The 14,793-nt window shown below is 65.8% G+C and carries 15 protein-coding genes; 9 read left to right on the forward strand and 6 right to left on the reverse strand.

All coding sequences use genetic code 11. The features are described from left to right. Genes accC through V6D40_RS01835 form a run of 3 tightly spaced genes read right to left on the reverse strand, consistent with a single transcriptional unit; the run spans position 1 to position 3,539 of the window. Complete coding sequence (accC, locus tag V6D40_RS01825) at positions 1–1,383, reverse strand: acetyl-CoA carboxylase biotin carboxylase subunit (protein WP_334288666.1); 1,383 nt, start codon at positions 1,381–1,383, stop codon at positions 1–3. A gap of 33 nt (positions 1,384–1,416) precedes the next feature. Next, on the reverse strand, positions 1,417–1,983 hold the full coding sequence (gene accB / locus V6D40_RS01830; RefSeq protein ID WP_334288667.1) for an acetyl-CoA carboxylase biotin carboxyl carrier protein: 567 nt from the start codon (positions 1,981–1,983) through the stop codon (positions 1,417–1,419). Positions 1,984–1,985: 2 nt separating this feature from the next. Then, the gene (locus tag V6D40_RS01835; protein WP_334288668.1) at positions 1,986–3,539 is read right to left on the reverse strand and encodes a pyruvate carboxylase subunit B; all 1,554 of its coding nucleotides are present in this window, start codon (positions 3,537–3,539) and stop codon (positions 1,986–1,988) included. Between the two features lie 401 nt (positions 3,540–3,940). Between V6D40_RS01835 and V6D40_RS01840 the strand changes: the two genes are divergently transcribed. Next, positions 3,941–5,245 (forward strand): MFS transporter, encoded by a 1,305-nt coding sequence (locus V6D40_RS01840; RefSeq protein WP_334288904.1) that lies wholly within the window; start codon positions 3,941–3,943, stop codon positions 5,243–5,245. A 114-nt stretch (positions 5,246–5,359) separates the two neighbouring features. Here the strand turns inward: V6D40_RS01840 and prfB are convergent, their stop codons facing one another. Next, positions 5,360–6,457 (reverse strand): peptide chain release factor 2, encoded by a 1,098-nt coding sequence (gene prfB, locus V6D40_RS01845; RefSeq protein ID WP_334288669.1) that lies wholly within the window; start codon positions 6,455–6,457, stop codon positions 5,360–5,362. Positions 6,458–6,669: 212 nt separating this feature from the next. On the opposite strand from prfB, the gene thiC reads away from it, so the two are divergent. From thiC to hisN, 3 genes are read left to right on the forward strand one after another with little or no spacing between them, the layout of a single operon-like run. After that, positions 6,670–8,430 (forward strand): phosphomethylpyrimidine synthase ThiC, encoded by a 1,761-nt coding sequence (gene thiC, locus V6D40_RS01850; RefSeq protein ID WP_334288670.1) that lies wholly within the window; start codon positions 6,670–6,672, stop codon positions 8,428–8,430. 8 nt (positions 8,431–8,438) lie between these two features. Next, a complete protein-coding gene (locus V6D40_RS01855; RefSeq protein ID WP_334288671.1) occupies positions 8,439–9,257 on the forward strand; it encodes an inositol monophosphatase family protein in 819 nt (272 codons plus the stop codon). Next, positions 9,250–10,032, forward strand: a complete 783-nt coding sequence (gene hisN, locus V6D40_RS01860; protein WP_334288672.1) for a histidinol-phosphatase — start codon at positions 9,250–9,252, stop codon at positions 10,030–10,032. The genes V6D40_RS01855 and hisN overlap by 8 nt, the downstream gene beginning before the upstream one ends. A 28-nt stretch (positions 10,033–10,060) precedes the next feature. On the opposite strand, the gene V6D40_RS01865 is transcribed toward hisN, so the two are convergent. After that, the gene (locus V6D40_RS01865) at positions 10,061–10,912 is read right to left on the reverse strand and encodes a S1 family peptidase (RefSeq protein ID WP_334288673.1); all 852 of its coding nucleotides are present in this window, start codon (positions 10,910–10,912) and stop codon (positions 10,061–10,063) included. A 67-nt stretch (positions 10,913–10,979) separates the two neighbouring features. On the opposite strand from V6D40_RS01865, the gene V6D40_RS01870 reads away from it, so the two are divergent. Next, positions 10,980–11,447 carry a GNAT family N-acetyltransferase gene (locus tag V6D40_RS01870; RefSeq protein ID WP_334288674.1) on the forward strand — a complete coding sequence of 156 codons (468 nt, stop codon included), beginning with the start codon at positions 10,980–10,982 and terminating at the stop codon, positions 11,445–11,447. On the opposite strand, the gene V6D40_RS01875 is transcribed toward V6D40_RS01870, so the two are convergent. Beyond that, complete coding sequence (locus tag V6D40_RS01875; protein WP_334288675.1) at positions 11,444–11,608, reverse strand: glycerol dehydrogenase; 165 nt, start codon at positions 11,606–11,608, stop codon at positions 11,444–11,446. The genes V6D40_RS01870 and V6D40_RS01875 overlap by 4 nt on opposite strands. Before the next feature lie 249 nt (positions 11,609–11,857). Here V6D40_RS01875 and V6D40_RS01880 point away from each other — a divergent pair, with 249 nt between their 5' ends. Genes V6D40_RS01880 through thiO form a run of 4 tightly spaced genes read left to right on the forward strand, consistent with a single transcriptional unit; the run spans position 11,858 to position 14,790 of the window. Then, the gene (locus V6D40_RS01880; protein WP_334288905.1) at positions 11,858–12,727 is read left to right on the forward strand and encodes a cation diffusion facilitator family transporter; all 870 of its coding nucleotides are present in this window, start codon (positions 11,858–11,860) and stop codon (positions 12,725–12,727) included. A 35-nt stretch (positions 12,728–12,762) separates the two neighbouring features. Further along, positions 12,763–13,047, forward strand: a complete 285-nt coding sequence (locus V6D40_RS01885; RefSeq protein WP_334288676.1) for a DUF7218 family protein — start codon at positions 12,763–12,765, stop codon at positions 13,045–13,047. Next, a complete protein-coding gene (locus V6D40_RS01890; protein WP_334288677.1) occupies positions 13,037–13,699 on the forward strand; it encodes a thiamine phosphate synthase in 663 nt (220 codons plus the stop codon). The genes V6D40_RS01885 and V6D40_RS01890 overlap by 11 nt, the downstream gene beginning before the upstream one ends. A 5-nt stretch (positions 13,700–13,704) precedes the next feature. Then, a complete protein-coding gene (gene thiO / locus V6D40_RS01895) occupies positions 13,705–14,790 on the forward strand; it encodes a glycine oxidase ThiO (RefSeq protein ID WP_334288678.1) in 1,086 nt (361 codons plus the stop codon). Positions 14,791–14,793: the final 3 nt, after the last annotated feature.

Consider the following 14,793-nt stretch of genomic DNA (forward strand, 5'->3'; position numbering starts at 1 on the left):
CTACTCGTCGGTCGGAATCGTGTCGATCGTCTCCATCATCTTCGCCACGTAGCCGGTGTTGATGTCGCCCGTGCGGAACGGCTCCGAGTTCAGCAGCATCGCCTGGAACGGGCCGGTGGTGACGACGCCGTCGACGGTCAGCTCATCGAGTGCGCGAAGGGTGCGGTCGATGCACTCGTCGCGGGTCTCGGCCCAGCAGATCAGCTTGCCCACCATCGAGTCGTAGAACGGCGGGATAGTGTAGCCGGTCTCGATGTGGGTGTCCATGCGGACACCGAACCCGCCCGGCGCGCGGTAGTGCTCGATCTTGCCGGGGCGCGGAGCGAAGTTCTCGTTCGGGTCCTCGGCGTTGATGCGGCACTCGATGGCGTGGCCGCGAATCGTCACGTCCTCCTGGGTCAGGCGTAGCTTCTGGCCGGAGGCGATGCGCAGCTGCTCCTGAATCAGGTCGACGCCCGTGATCATCTCGGTCACCGGGTGCTCCACCTGGATACGGGTGTTCATCTCGATGAAGTAGTACTTGCGCTCGATGTTGTCGAACACGAACTCCACGGTGCCGGCGTTCTTGTAGCCCACCTCCTTGCAGAGGTTGATCGCGGCCTCCTGCAGGCCCGCTCGCAGCTCCTCGTCGATCGCCGGCGACGGCGCCTCCTCGATGAGCTTCTGGTTACGGCGCTGCGAGGTGCAGTCGCGCTCGCCGAGCGCGATAGCGTTCTCCCCATCCGCGAGCACCTGGATCTCAATGTGGCGGATGTCGGTGAGGTAGCGTTCGATGTAGACCGAGGAGTCGTTGAACGCGGACTGCGCCTCGTTCATGATCTCGTTCAGGTCGCGCTCGAGGGTGTCCTCACTCTCCACGACGCGCATGCCACGACCGCCGCCGCCGGCAGCGGCCTTGATCAGCAGCGGGAAACCAGTTTCCTTGGCAACAGCCAGTGCCTCGTCGAACTCGGTCACCACACCGTCGGAACCGGGGACAGTTGGCACACCCGCGCGCTGGGCAATCTTCTTGGCTTCGATCTTGTCGCCCATGAGGCGGATGTGCTCGGACGACGGGCCAACAAAGCCGATGCCCTCGTCTTCGACCATCTTCACAAAGTCAGATTTCTCCGAGAGGAAGCCGTAGCCCGGGTGGATTGCGTCGACCTTGAACGCCATCGCCGCGGAGATGATCAGCTCCGGGCTGTTGTAGCTTTTCGCAGCGTTTGCCGGGCCAATGCACACCGCCTTGTCCGCCAGCTTGACGGGCAGAGAGTCGCGGTCGCCCTCCGAGTATGCGAGCACGCTCTTGATCCCGAGCTCCTTGCACGCCCGGATGATTCGCAGCGCGATCTCGCCGCGGTTAGCGATGAGCACGCTGTCCAGCAGCTCTTGTTCAGCCATGGGTACTCCTTTTGGTCAGGCTTCGAAAAAGGCTTAGTTCGGCTCGATGACCATGAGGGGCTGGCCGTGCTCGACCGCATCCTCGTTCTCCACGAGGATTTCCTTCACGGTGCCGGCGACCTTGGCCTCGATGTTGTTCATGAGCTTCATAACCTCGACGATGCAGAGCACCTGGCCCACCTCGACGGTGTCGCCGACATTGACGAAGGCGGGTGCGCCCGGCTTCGGGGCGGCGTAGAAGGTGCCGACCATCGGCGCCTTGACCTCGACACCGTTGCCGCTAGCCGCCGGTGCGGCCGGCTTTTCCTCAGCCGGAGCCGGAGCGGGAGCCTCAGCTTGCGGCGCCTCTGTAGCCGGTGCCGGAGCAGGAGCTTCCTCGGTAGCGGGAGCCGGTGCCGGAGCGGCCGGCGCGGCCGGAGCAGCCTCCGGAGCCGGAGCTGCCGGTGCCGGTGCGGCCTTCAGGTGGTCCAGACCGCCCGGGGTCTTCGACATGGCGAGTTCGATGTCGCCGAACTTGATGCTCAGCTCCTCGATGTCCTTGGACTGGTTGACCCAGTCGAGGAGGTTCTTCAGCTCGTTGAAGTTGGTGGTGTCAGACATTGCTACTTCTCTCCTTTGGTGAGGTTGACCTCGAGGTCGTCGGTCTTGAGGTGGATTTGGCCGGTGGTGGTGTCGTACAGCTTCTGCACAAGGCCGGTCAGCGAGCCGCCCGGCACGCCTTCGCCTTGGCCCGCGCGGCCCTCGGCGACAAAGCGCTTCATCTCGTCGACGTTGTTGCCCGGAATGTTCGCGCGCAGCAAAAGCGTGTCAATATCGTCGTCGGGGTACTGCTCCTTCAGCGCCGGCAGCGCCGGCTTGAGCTCGGGGCGCTCTTCCTTAATCTCCGAGGAACCGTTGGCGATAATCTTCTCCAGCACCTCCGGGTCGATCGGGGCAAGCGGCTCGCCGTAGTAGCCGAGCGCGTACTTCTTGATCTCGTTCGGCACCACGGAGTAGCGCTCGCCGGAGATGACGTTCATCACGGCCTGCGTGCCCACAAACTGGGCAAACGGGGTGATCATGATCGGGTACGCAAGCTCTTCGCGCACACGAGCCGTCTCGTACAGCAAGTCGTCGAAGCGGTCGGACAGGCCCGCGGTTGCGAGCTGGGACTCGAAGTTGGTGAGCATGCCGCCAGGCAGCTGGTGCATGTAGTGGACGCCGTCGTATGCGCGAGGCTTGCCAACGGGCTTCTGCTCCCGGTCGGCGATCTGCTGGATCTTCTTGCTCGCCGCGTCCACCCGCTCGTCATCGATGTTGACGGTGTAGCCCAGCGCACGCAGGTCGCGCGCCAGAGCCTGGGTCGCTGGCTGGCCCTGGCCGTTCGCGAGCGGAGCGATGGAGGTATGGATCGAATCCACACCGAGCTCGGCGCCGTAGATGTAGGTCAGCGGGCTCAGGCCGGTCAGGGAGTGGGTGTGGACCTCGAGCGGCAGCTCATCGCCGATCGCGCTGCGAATTGCCGGGATCAGCGTCTTCATGCGGTCCGGGGTGAGCAGGCCACCGGCGTCCTTGAGCATGATGCGGTCAACGTCGGTGCGGTCAACCAGCTCCTTCGCCTTGTCAATGTAGAGCTGGTCGGTGTGCACGGGGCTCAAGCAGTACGACAGGCAGCCGTAGGTTTCGGCGCCGAGTTCCTTCGCCAGGATCAGCGTGTCGGCGATGTTGTCGATGTCGTTGAGACCATCGAACGCGCCAATGACACGGAAGCCGTTCTCGTAGAGCCGCTCCACCCAGGTGTGCAGCACGTCATCCGGCAGGAAGTCGAAGGACGCGAGGTTGCGGGAACGGATCATCGCCCGGAACTTGGTATCCGGCGCCGCCTGGTGCACCAGGCGTACGCGCTCCCACGGGTCCTCGCGTAGGTAGCGGACCGGAACGTCGAACTCGATCGGGGCGACGAGGTCGACGTGCTCGAAGCCGGCGTTTGTCACGTCGTCGAGCAGGTCGAGGATGTGCTCGGTGCGCATGCGCGTTGCCCAGATGGACTGGTGCGCGTCACGCAGCGTGGTGTCGATGATCTTGATCTCCCGCTCGCTATCCGCAGGTCGTCCACCTGCGGCGAGAATTTCAGCGAGGGTTTCAGTGCTCAGTTCCTCAGGACTTAGAGCAGCCATAGTTACCTCCTTATACAACGCTTGACGCGGTGCAAGCGCCGAGCAGACTGTCCGACTCGACATCGCCTACGACCGTTGGCCCAAATGTAATCGCAGACCCATTGCGCGGGGGAGCGAATTCACGTCACAAAACCGCCGTGAATGTGTTCTACGTCGTAGCCGGCCTATCACTTGCCCCCAAATTGGGGTGCGCAGGGTGCACGGCCGTTCGTTCAGCGAACGCTTTGACGTCAAAACGCCAGCAACTTCCGCAACCGGAAGCCAATATCCGGTGAGTTAACTAACTTCACCTCATGAAATGTGATCGGCGTTATAGTTTTCGCTCAACATCCCCAACACGTCTAAAGGAGGAACCCGTGACCCAAGCAGCAGTACCGCCACCAGCCCCATCTCGGCGCCAGATGGGTAGCACCCACATCGAGGCGGAACGCCCCGCAGACCGCAAATCGCTCGGCGCCAGCCTGATCGGCCAGCTTCTGGAGTGGTTTGAGTGGAGCTCCTACGCCGTCTTTGCCCCATTTATCGCCAAGGCCTTCTTTGACAAGTCGGACCCCACCTCGGCGTTGCTGGCAACCTTTGGCGTGTTCGCGATCGGCTTCCTCGTCCGCCCGCTCGGCGGCATCGTCTTTGGCCGCATCGCTGACCGCGTTGGCCGCAAGAACGTCCTGATGATCACCATCATCATCATGGCGCTGTCCGCCGTGGTCATCGGCATTATGCCGACCTATGAGCAGATCGGTATCTGGGCCTCAGTCATGCTGCTGGTCATCCGCGTCCTGCAAGGCTTCGCGCACGGCGGTGAGTCCGCCACCGCGAACAGCTACATCCCGGAGATCGCACCCGCCGCGCACCGCGGCAAGTGGGGCTCCATGGTCTACATGTCCATCTTCGGTGGCTCCGTCATCGCGTTCACCCTCGGCGGCATCATCTCGCTGGTGCTGACGGACGATCAGATCGCAGCGTGGGGCTGGCGCATCCCGTTCTGGCTCGGTGCTGGCGCAGCTGTGGTCGCGCTCTACCTGCGCCGCCACATGAAGGAGTCCGAGCACTTCGAGGAGTTGCAGGAAGGCGGCGCAGCCGACTACGACCACCTCTCCCCGACCCGCCCGCAGACCCCGAAGCGTCCGAACTGGGTCAACATCCTGCTGGTCATCGGCATGGTCTCGGGTGTGACGTCAGCGCACTACACCTGGACGTCCTACGTCTCCACCTACGCGATCACCCACGAGGGCATGTCCACCCAGGGCGCTTACTGGGTTTCCGTGTTCGCTCAGGCCTGCGGCTTGATCGCCCTGCCGCTGTGGGGTTCGCTGTCTGACCGTATCGGCCGTAAACCGGTCATGTACACCTTCGCCATTTCGATCGCGCTGCTGCAAATCCCGCTCATGGGCTTCATTGACTCGCGCCCGTGGACGCTTTTGGTCTCGTCCACCATCGCCGTGATCGCGGTCGCGGCCGGCGGCGCGCTGCTGGCGCCGGTTATGGCCGAGGTCTTCCCCACCTCCCAGCGCACCTCGAGCATCGGCTTCGCCTACTCGCTGTCGGTCGCTGTCTTCGGCGGTACCGCACCGTACATCTTCCAGTGGTTCACGGCCCACGACATGACCCACATCTCGGGCATCTACGTGGTGGTACTGTGCATCCTGACCCTCATCTCCATGAAGTTCCTCCCGGAGACGAAGGGCATCGACCTGCGCGACGCCTAGAGTAGACGCCTAGAGAACCGGCAACGCCGAGAACCTAGACATCAGCCCGCTCGCACCGAATGGTGTGGGCGGGCTTTATTGTGTGTGACGGGAACGCGGATAAGCAGGGGCTCCTTACGCCTCCGCCTGGGCCATGCGCCAGCGGATGCCGGCCTCCAAGAATCCGTCGATATCGCCGTCGAGCACCTTCTGGGGATCCCCCACCTCGAACTCGGTGCGCAGGTCCTTGACCATCTGGTACGGGTGCAGCACATACGAGCGCATCTGGTTGCCCCAGCTCGCGTTGCCGCCTGCGCCGAGCGCGTCCATCTCGGCCTTCTCCTCCTGGCGTTTGCGCTCCAGCAGGCGGGACTGCAGCACGTTCAGCGCGCTCGCTCGGTTTTGAATCTGAGACTTCTCGTTCTGGCAGGTCACCACGATCCCTGTGGGCAGGTGGGTAATCCGCACCGCCGAGTCCGTCGTGTTGACGCTCTGACCGCCGGGCCCGGAAGAACGGTAGACATCGACGCGGATGTCCGCATCCGGGATGTCGATGTGGTCGGTCTGCTCCACCACCGGCAGCACCTCCACCTCGGCAAACGAGGTCTGGCGGCGCGCCTGGTTGTCGAAGGGCGAAATGCGCACGAGGCGGTGCGCGCCCTGCTCCACCGACAGCTGGCCGTACATGTAATCGCCGTGGACGACGAAGGTTGCGGACTTAATCCCCGCCTCCTCGGCGTAGGAGATGTCGTAAACGTCGACCTTGTGGCCATTCTTCTCCGCCCAGCGCACGTACATGCGCATCAGCATCTCGGCCCAGTCGGCCGCGTCGACGCCGCCCGCACCTGAGCGGATGTTGACCACCGCTTCCCGCTCGTCGTACTCGCCGGAGAGCATGGTCTGCACCTCGAGGGAATCGATCTGCGCCGCGATATCAGCAAGCTCGTCCTCGGCGATGGAGGTGTCACCCTCCTCCTCGGCGAGCTCGTACATCACCGGCAGATCCGTCAGCCTTTCGCGCAGGGAAGTCACCTTTTTCAGCTTCGCTTGCACGTTGGACAGGTCGGAGGTGACCTGCTGCGCGTGCGCCGGGTCGTCCCACAGACTCGGGTCGCCCGCCTGCTGCTCCAGTTCGCGGACGCGTTCGCGCAGCTGGCCTAAGTCCATCACCTGCTCGATGGTGCCGAGGGTGGCGTCCAAATCCGCGATGCGCGCTTGAGTGTCCGATTGCATAGCCCCTAAGTCTAGTTGGCCGTCAAACAGCGCCGGCGCGGCTCCCCTCCCGGCCTCGCCGTGTGGGGCCAACCGCTACACTTGAAACTTGCACCTACACGGGCGCCCGCGGCAGCGGGCTGAGATCGCGCTGAGGTTTACCTTGAACAGCCGCGCGAGCACCGTCGGAACCTGTTTGGTTAGAACCAGCGAAGGAAGTCAAAGGAGCGGCTATGGCCGACATTTACGCGCAAGAAATCCACCCCAAGCACAGCTACGCCCCGATTCGCCAAGACGGGCTCGAGGTCCCGGAGACCGCGATCCAGCTGGACGACTCCCCCACCGGCCCGAACGAGCCGGTGCACATTTACCGCACGCGCGGCCCCTACGCCGAGCCGGAGGAGGGCTTGCCCGATCTGCGCGGCGAGTGGATCCGCGGCCGCGGCGACGTGGAGGAGATCCAGGGGCGCAAGCGCAATTTGCTTGACGACGGCACCCGGGCTGCCAAGCGCGGCGCCGCGTCCGAGGAGTGGCGCGGTGCAACGCGCCCAGTGCTGCGCGCGAAGGAAGGCAAACGCGTCACCCAGATGCACTACGCCCGCCAGGGCGTGATCACCGAGGAGATGCGCTTCGTGGCGCTGCGCGAGCACTGCGAGGCCGAGAAGGTCCGCGAGGCCGTGGCCAGCGGGCGCGCGATCATCCCGAACAACATCAACCACCCGGAGAGCGAGCCGATGATCATCGGCAACGCGTTTTTGACCAAGATCAACGCCAACATTGGCAACTCCGCGGTCACCTCCACCATTCGCGAGGAGGTGGACAAGCTGCGCTGGGCGACCCGCTGGGGCGCGGACACCGTGATGGACCTGTCCACCGGCAACGACATCCACACCACCCGCGAGTGGATCCTGCGCAACTCGCCGGTGCCGATCGGCACTGTGCCGATCTACCAAGCGCTGGAGAAGGTCAACGGCGTGGCCGAGGAGCTGACCTGGGAGATCTTCCGCGACACAGTCATCGAGCAGGCGGAGCAGGGCGTGGACTACATGACCGTCCACGCCGGCGTGCGCCTGCCGTTCGTGCCGATGACCGCCAACCGCGTCACCGGCATCGTCTCCCGCGGCGGATCGATCATGGCCGGCTGGTGCCTCGCGCACCACAAGGAGAGCTTCCTCTACGAGAACTTCGAGGAGCTGTGCGAGATCTTCGCGCAGTACGACATCGCTTTTTCGCTTGGCGACGGCCTACGTCCCGGCTCTGTCGCCGACGCGAACGACGCTGCCCAGTTCGCCGAGCTGAAGACTATCGGTGAGCTGCGCAAGGTCGCCTGGGACCACGACGTGCAGGTGATGATCGAGGGTCCGGGCCACGTGCCGCTGAACATGATCCAGATCAACAACGAGCACGAGGAAGAGTGGTGCGGCGGCGCACCCTTCTACACACTCGGCCCGCTGGTCACCGACATCGCCCCCGGCTACGACCACATCACCTCCGCCATCGGCGCCACCAACATCGCCGCCGGCGGCACCGCGATGCTGTGCTACGTCACGCCGAAGGAACACCTCGGCCTGCCCAATAAGGACGACGTGAAGACCGGCGTGATCACCTACAAGATCGCGGCGCACGCAGCCGACGTGGCCAAGGGCCACCCGGGCGCGCGCGAGTGGGACGACGCGATGAGCAAGGCCCGCTTCGAGTTCCGCTGGCACGACCAGTTCGCGCTGTCGCTCGACCCGGACACCGCGCAGGCCTACCACGACGAGACGCTGCCGGCGGAGCCCGCGAAGACGGCGCACTTCTGCTCCATGTGCGGGCCGAAGTTCTGCTCCATGCGAATCAGCCAGGACATCCGCGACGAGTTCGGCGACAAGCTGGCGGATCTGGGTATGCCCACCGTCGGCGCCGAAACTCCGGCCCCGGAGGCGAAGGTTGGCGAGGCCGCCATGGCGCAGGAATTCCGCGAGCACGGATCAAACGTTTATCTTCCGGAATAATGGCGTGAGTGAACGCTCACGTAACTACCGCCGAATTCATTGACACCCACCGCGAGGCGGCCGACGCGCAGTTGGCCGCCTCGCTGGTTGAGCACGCCGGCCAGCTCGCGCTGACGATGCGCGCGGCCGGCCTCACCACCGACACAAAGACCTCGGTCTCCGACGTGGTGACGGAGGCGGACCGCGCCGCCGAGACCTTCGTCGCCGAGGCCCTCGCCGCGCTTCGCCCCGACGACGGGCTCCTGGGCGAAGAGGGCGCCGCCCACGCCTCCGCCACGGGCCGCACGTGGGTCATTGACCCCGTGGACGGCACCTACAACTTCTCCCAGGGCTCCGACTACTTCTGCTCCGCGATCGCGCTGGCGGAGGGCGACCCGGCAGACGGCAACGCGCTTATCGGCGCGGTGCACCGCCCGGCGACGGGCACAACGTGGGTGGCGGACGGCGGGGTGGCGCGGCGTGACGGGGTGGCGCTGGGGGTGTTGGAGGGGGCGTCGATAAGCAACCAAGCCCTGGTCACCTACCTGCACCCTGCGCACATGTCGGACCCGGACATCCTGAATACCTGGCTGCGCGCGGTGAGCGGCGCGGCGACGGTGCGCATGATGGGCGCCGGCAGCGTGGACTTGGCCAACATCGCCAGCGGGCAGATGGGCGGCTGGCTGCAGCACTCCGTGGCAGATTGGGATTGGCTGCCCGGCAAGGCGTTGATCGAGGCCGCGGGCGGCCGCGCTGTGAAAGTCGACGCGGGCGGAGTGACTTGGTGCGTTGCCGGAAACCCGCAAATCGCCTCGGAGCTCGAAGCTAGACTGCTAGGCCATGACTAACTACGCGGACGACCTCGCGCTCGCGCTCGAGCTGAGCGACCTGGCCGACACGATTACCCTCTCCCGCTTTGAGGCCGCGGACTTGGCCATCGAATCGAAGCCAGACATGACGCCTGTCTCCGACGCGGACCTGGCTGTGGAGCGGGCGCTGCGCGAGCGGCTGGCGCAATCTCGCCCCGCAGACGCGGTGCTCGGCGAGGAGTTCGGCGGCGACGTCACCTTCTCCGGCCGCCAGTGGGTCATCGACCCGATCGACGGCACGAAGAACTTCGTCCGGGGTGTGCCGGTGTGGGCGACGCTGATCGCGCTGCTTGTCGACGGCCACCCCACCGTCGGTGCCGTCTCCGCCCCAGCGCTCGCCCGCCGCTGGTGGGCGTCTGAAGGCGCGGGCGCGTGGCGCACGTTCGGCGGCAAGGACGTGAAGCGGCTGCAGGTCTCGCGAGTGTCCGACATCGCAGACGCGTCGGTGTCGATGTCCTCGCTTGAGGGCTGGCACGCCCGGGATTTGCGGGAGAACTTCATCGGGATGACAGATGAGACCTGGCGCCTGCGCGGTTTCGGCGACTTCTTCTCCTACTGTCTCGTCGCCGAGGGAGCGGTCGACATCGCAGCTGAGCCGGAGGTGTCGCTGTGGGATCTCGCCCCCTTATCAGTCCTGGTCACCGAGGCCGGCGGGCGGTTTACCTCACTTGCCGGCGAGGACGGCCCGCACGGCGGGGACGCAGTGGCGACGAACGGGCTGCTGCACGACGCGGTGCTGGACCGGCTGCGTTAACGCCCGCCGGCGTTCGTGCCTTTCGGCGTCATGGCAGGCGGAAGTCGCCCGGCACCTGCGCCAGCACCGCGTCGGCGCGCGCCGAGCCGGTCGGGGCGTGCACCGGGCCCTGCAGCGGCGTGTGGCAGGCAAGCGCGAACGGCGGCGGGAACATGCCGCCGTTGACCAGCCCCACAAGCCGGTCGCCCACAAAGAGCGGCGCGCCGGAGTCGCCCTGCATCGCGCACACCTGGTTGACGTTCATCGCCTGGTAGTCGTACCAGGTGATGCCGCAGGTCACCCCGGAGGCGACACCCTTCTTGCACACGGTGGCGCCGGGGGCCAGCGGCGCCGATCCCAGGTTGTTGATGGTCACGCCGTCATAGGTGCGCGTGACCTCGGTGTTCGGCGCGAGCGCGATTACCGCGTAGTCCAAGTTGCGGTCGACGTGGGTGACGCGGCCGGTCTGGCCCAAAGACTGCGCGTCCGCGTTTACCACCGGGTCGCCCACCTTGGCGCAGTGCCCAGCGGTAATGGCGATCTTGCGGCCGGTGTTGTCGTAGCCCGCCACCGCGATAGTGCAAATGAGCTGGTCCTGGCCCGCCCCGACGTAGACCGGGGTGCCGGGGCCGTAGAGTGCGTTGCCGCGTTCTACGGCCTGCTGGGCTTCGGCGGGGATGCGGGGGGCGTCGTGAAGCGAGCCCGGAACGCGGCGCAGCACCTTGTCCGCAAACGGCTTGCCGGCCAGCGTCTTCGCCACGGCGTCCGTGCGCCAAACGTAGTTCAGGTCCTTGGCGGTGAGCTCCTGCGCCGCAGCCGTTGGGGAACCCGCGGCACCCGCCACAGCGATCGCGCACGCCGCAACCGCGGCAGCTACCTGGCGAAGGAAACGACGGCCCATCACAACCCCTTTTGGTATCTCGAGCAACATAGACACCATACGTCACACGCGGGCTAGGCTAAACCCCGTGACACACCCCGAGTTCAACACTGAGTTCAAGACCCTCGACGACATGACCGCGCGCGAGGCCTACGAGTTGTTCAAGCTCCGAGTCGACGTGTTCGTGGCCGAGCAGGACTGCCCGTTCAACGAACTTGACGAGGTGGACGCGGCAAGCGACACGTTCCACATCCTCGCCCGCGACGCGTCGGGCAGGCTGGCCGGCTGCGCCCGCGTTTTTCCCGAAGTACGCGACGGTGTTCCCCACGCCCGCTTCGGCCGCTTTGTGGTCGCACCGTATGCCCGCGGCACCGGCGTTGGGCCCGAAATCGTCCGTGCGGGCCTTGAGTTCACCCGCCGGTGGCCGGGCGACCTGGTCATCGAAGCGCAGACCGGGCTCGTCGGCTACTACAACCGCTTCGGTTTGGTCGAGGAGGGAGAAGAGTTCCTCGACGGGTCGATCCCCCACGTGCTGATGCGGAAGCGGCGGAGCTAGCGGCGGGGGCGGAACAGCGCGCTAGCGGCAGACGACGTCACGGCGGAGCCGACCAGCACCAGCACGGTGTAGAGCATCCCAGTCACGCCGACCATCTGCAGCAGCCAGCCGAAGAACAGCGCGCCGATGACGGCGCCTGCAATCGCAACAACCCAACGCATGCTCGCCACGCTACCAGCACGCTGCTAAAGTCAGCTGGCGTTGAAGGGGAGTAGCTCACCAACGGCGACTTCGACACACTGGCGCGACCCCGCGCCCGGAGCGCCGGCCCAGCACCGCACTTCGGGCGAGCGAGACCTTCGGTTCGTATTATCGACGCACCGAAAGGAAACCCCGTGCCGAACACAACTGCGTTAAACACAACCGCCCCCGGCAACCCGCGCGAAGAGCAGCAGCTCCTCGAGCGATTCATGAAGATCTCGCTCGCGGCCTCCATCTTCGTCATCGCCCTGAAGATCTACGCCGCGTTCGTTACCGGCTCCGTGGGTTTTTTCTCCGACGCGCTGGAATCGCTGGCCAACGTCGCGGCGGCGGGCGTCGGCCTGTGGGCGTTGAAACTCTCCGCTAAGCCCGCAGACGACAACCACAACTTCGGCCACGCCAAGGCCGAGTACTTCGCTGCCCAGGTCGAAGGCTCGCTCATCTTGGTCGCCTCGGTGGCCATCATCGTCACCTCCGTGCAGCGCATCATCACCCCGGAACCGGTCGAGCAGCTCGGCATCGGCCTGCTGTTTTCGATCTTCGCCACCGTTATCAACCTCGGCGTGGGCGTGATGCTGGTACGCGCCGGCCGCGCCCACCGCTCGAGCACGCTGGAAGCCGACGGCAAGCACTTGCTTACCGACGTGTGGACCACCGTCGGCGTCATCGTCGGCATGGCGCTGGTCTGGGTCACCGGCTGGCAGATTCTGGACCCGATCGTGGCCATCCTGGTGGGCCTGAACATCCTCTACACCGGCTACAAGCTGCTGCGCGAGGCCATCGAGGGGCTGTTGTCGGAGACGCTGCCGGCGCAAGAGGTCGCCGAAACGGAGGCCTTCCTCGACCGCTACGCAAACGACAACGGCGTGGCGTTCACCTCCCTTCGCACCACCGCGTTCGGCCGCCAACGCCTGATCAACGTGGTCATGCAAGTGCCCGGCGAGTGGAGCGTCGACCACGCCCACACGCACGCCGACCGCATCGAGGAGGGGCTCGCCGCCACGCTTGGCGGGGCGGAAACCATCGTCCACATCGAGCCGCTCGGGGTGGTCACCCTCACCGGTCCCATCGAGGTCTAGCAACGGAAGTCCTGCCACTCAGTAGGCTCGGGTGCATGGCTGATAAGCATCCAGAGAACACCCCCGGCGGCCCGAGCGTGAAAGACGGCGAGCTCTACGAAAAGCTGCGCGAGGAAGGCAACTCGAAGTCGAAGGCTGCGGCGATCGCCAACGCCGCGGCCAGTGAGGGCCGGTCGAAGGTGGGCAAGCGCGGCGGCGAATCCGGCTCCTACGAGGACTGGACCAAAGGCGAGCTGTACGAGCGCGCCCAGGAGCTCGAGATCGAGGGCCGCTCAACCATGAGCAAGGACGAGCTGATTGAGGCGCTGCGTGAGCACTAACCTGGACCTGCGCTGCTACTTCGTTACCGGGCAAGGCCCTGACGTGGTCGAGCGCGCCCGCCAGGCGGCACTCGGCGGCGCCGGGGTTATCCAGGTGCGCTCCAAGCCGATCTCCGCGCGCGAGCTGTACTCACTCGGGCTCGCAGTGGTTTCCGCGGTGCGTGAGGTAAGCCCGACGACGCATGTGCTTATCGACGACCGCGTCGACATCGCCCTCGCCCTCCAACCCGCCGGTATCAGCGGTGTCCACCTCGGCCAAGACGACCTCGACCCGCGGATCGCCCGCGAGCTCCTGGGACCTGATGCCGTGATCGGGCTAACCACCGGCACCGCGGAACTCGTGCAGGCCGCCAACGCCTACGCGGACGTGCTGGACTACATCGGCTGCGGGCCGTTCCGCGACACCCCGACAAAGAACTCCGGGCGCATGCCCATCGGGCTGGACGGCTACCCCGCGCTTGTCGCAGCGTCCGATCTGCCGATGGTGGCGATCGGGGACGTCACCGCCGACGACGCATGCGACCTCGCCCGCGCCGGCGTGGACGGCGTAGCCATCGTGCGCGGCATCATGCACGCCGACAACCCGCGTTCCTACTGTGAGCAAGTCGTCGCTGAGGTGGATCGGGGCCGCGCCAACCGGGGCGTACGGTGAAACGCATGAGTCACTTACGCGTCGGCGTTATCGGCGGCGGCATCATCGGCCTGACCACCGCCCTCACCTTGGCGGACCGCGGCCGTTCAGTCACGGTCTACGACCCGGCACCCGCCAGCGGCGCCTCCTGGCATGCCGGGGGCATGCTCGCGCCGACAGCAGAGGTGGTGTACAAGCAGGATCCGCTGTTTCCCCTGATGAACGCGGCCGCTGCCTGGTACCCGGAGCTGATCGAGCTGGTGGCCAAGTACACCGACTCCCCCACCGGCTACCGCACCGACGGCACCTTAGTGGTTGCGCGCGACCGCGCCGACAACACCCACTTGGAGGAGCTCGCCGCCTACCAGCATCTCCACGGCATGGAGGTCGACCGGCTGCCCACCCGCCAAGCCCGAGCACTCGAGCCGGCGCTGTCTCCCGCGCTGGCGGGAGCGGTAGAGATCACCGGTGACCACCAAGTGCAGCCGCGCCTGTTCACCCGCGCGCTGATCAAGGCGTGCGAAGCTGCCGGTGTGGCATTCGACCAGACCCGCGTCACCAACACCAACGACATTGACGCAGACCAAGTGGTCGTCGCCGCAGGCCTTGGCGCAGCAGGTATCGCAGGCTGGTTCGAGGGCGTTAACCCGCTGGATCTTCGGCCCGTCTACGGCGACATCATCCACCTGCGCGTCCCGGACCACCAGTACCCCCTGCTTAACAGGGTGGTGCGCGGGTTCGTGGAGGACCGCCCCGTCTACCTCATCCCCCGCGAGGACCGCACACTGACCATCGGCGCTACCACCCGGGAGGACGGGCGCGCCGAACCGCAGGCTCAAGGTGTTTACCAGCTACTGCGCGACGCCATCGAGGTTTGCCCGGCAATCGAGGAGTGCGACTTCCTCGAGGCCGACGCAGGTGCGCGCCCCGGCTCCCCCGACGACCTGCCGTATCTGGGCCGAGTCTCCGAGCGCGTGACTGTGTCCACGGGGTATTTCCGCCACGGCATCCTGCTCGCGGGCATGGCAGCGCGCTGCGGCGCGGATCTGGTGGAACAAACCACCCCGCCGATATCGTTGGAAGCCTGCGACCCTTGGCGCCATAGGAGGTAACAA

The sequence above is a fragment of the Corynebacterium sp. Marseille-Q4381 genome (assembly GCF_036881695.1).
GTDB lineage: Bacteria > Actinomycetota > Actinomycetes > Mycobacteriales > Mycobacteriaceae > Corynebacterium.

Coding starts and splice junctions, on each gene's coding strand:
- accC (WP_334288666.1), bottom strand. CDS start 1,383: ATGGCTGAACAAGAGCTGCTGGACAGCGTGCTCATCGCTAACCGCGGC.
- accB (WP_334288667.1), bottom strand. CDS start 1,983: ATGTCTGACACCACCAACTTCAACGAGCTGAAGAACCTCCTCGACTGG.
- V6D40_RS01835 (WP_334288668.1), bottom strand. CDS start 3,539: ATGGCTGCTCTAAGTCCTGAGGAACTGAGCACTGAAACCCTCGCTGAA.
- V6D40_RS01840 (WP_334288904.1), top strand. CDS start 3,941: ATGGGTAGCACCCACATCGAGGCGGAACGCCCCGCAGACCGCAAATCG.
- prfB (WP_334288669.1), bottom strand. CDS start 6,457: ATGCAATCGGACACTCAAGCGCGCATCGCGGATTTGGACGCCACCCTC.
- thiC (WP_334288670.1), top strand. CDS start 6,670: ATGGCCGACATTTACGCGCAAGAAATCCACCCCAAGCACAGCTACGCC.
- hisN (WP_334288672.1), top strand. CDS start 9,250: ATGACTAACTACGCGGACGACCTCGCGCTCGCGCTCGAGCTGAGCGAC.
- V6D40_RS01865 (WP_334288673.1), bottom strand. CDS start 10,912: ATGGGCCGTCGTTTCCTTCGCCAGGTAGCTGCCGCGGTTGCGGCGTGC.
- V6D40_RS01875 (WP_334288675.1), bottom strand. CDS start 11,608: ATGCGTTGGGTTGTTGCGATTGCAGGCGCCGTCATCGGCGCGCTGTTC.
- V6D40_RS01880 (WP_334288905.1), top strand. CDS start 11,858: ATGAAGATCTCGCTCGCGGCCTCCATCTTCGTCATCGCCCTGAAGATC.
- V6D40_RS01885 (WP_334288676.1), top strand. CDS start 12,763: ATGGCTGATAAGCATCCAGAGAACACCCCCGGCGGCCCGAGCGTGAAA.
- thiO (WP_334288678.1), top strand. CDS start 13,705: ATGAGTCACTTACGCGTCGGCGTTATCGGCGGCGGCATCATCGGCCTG.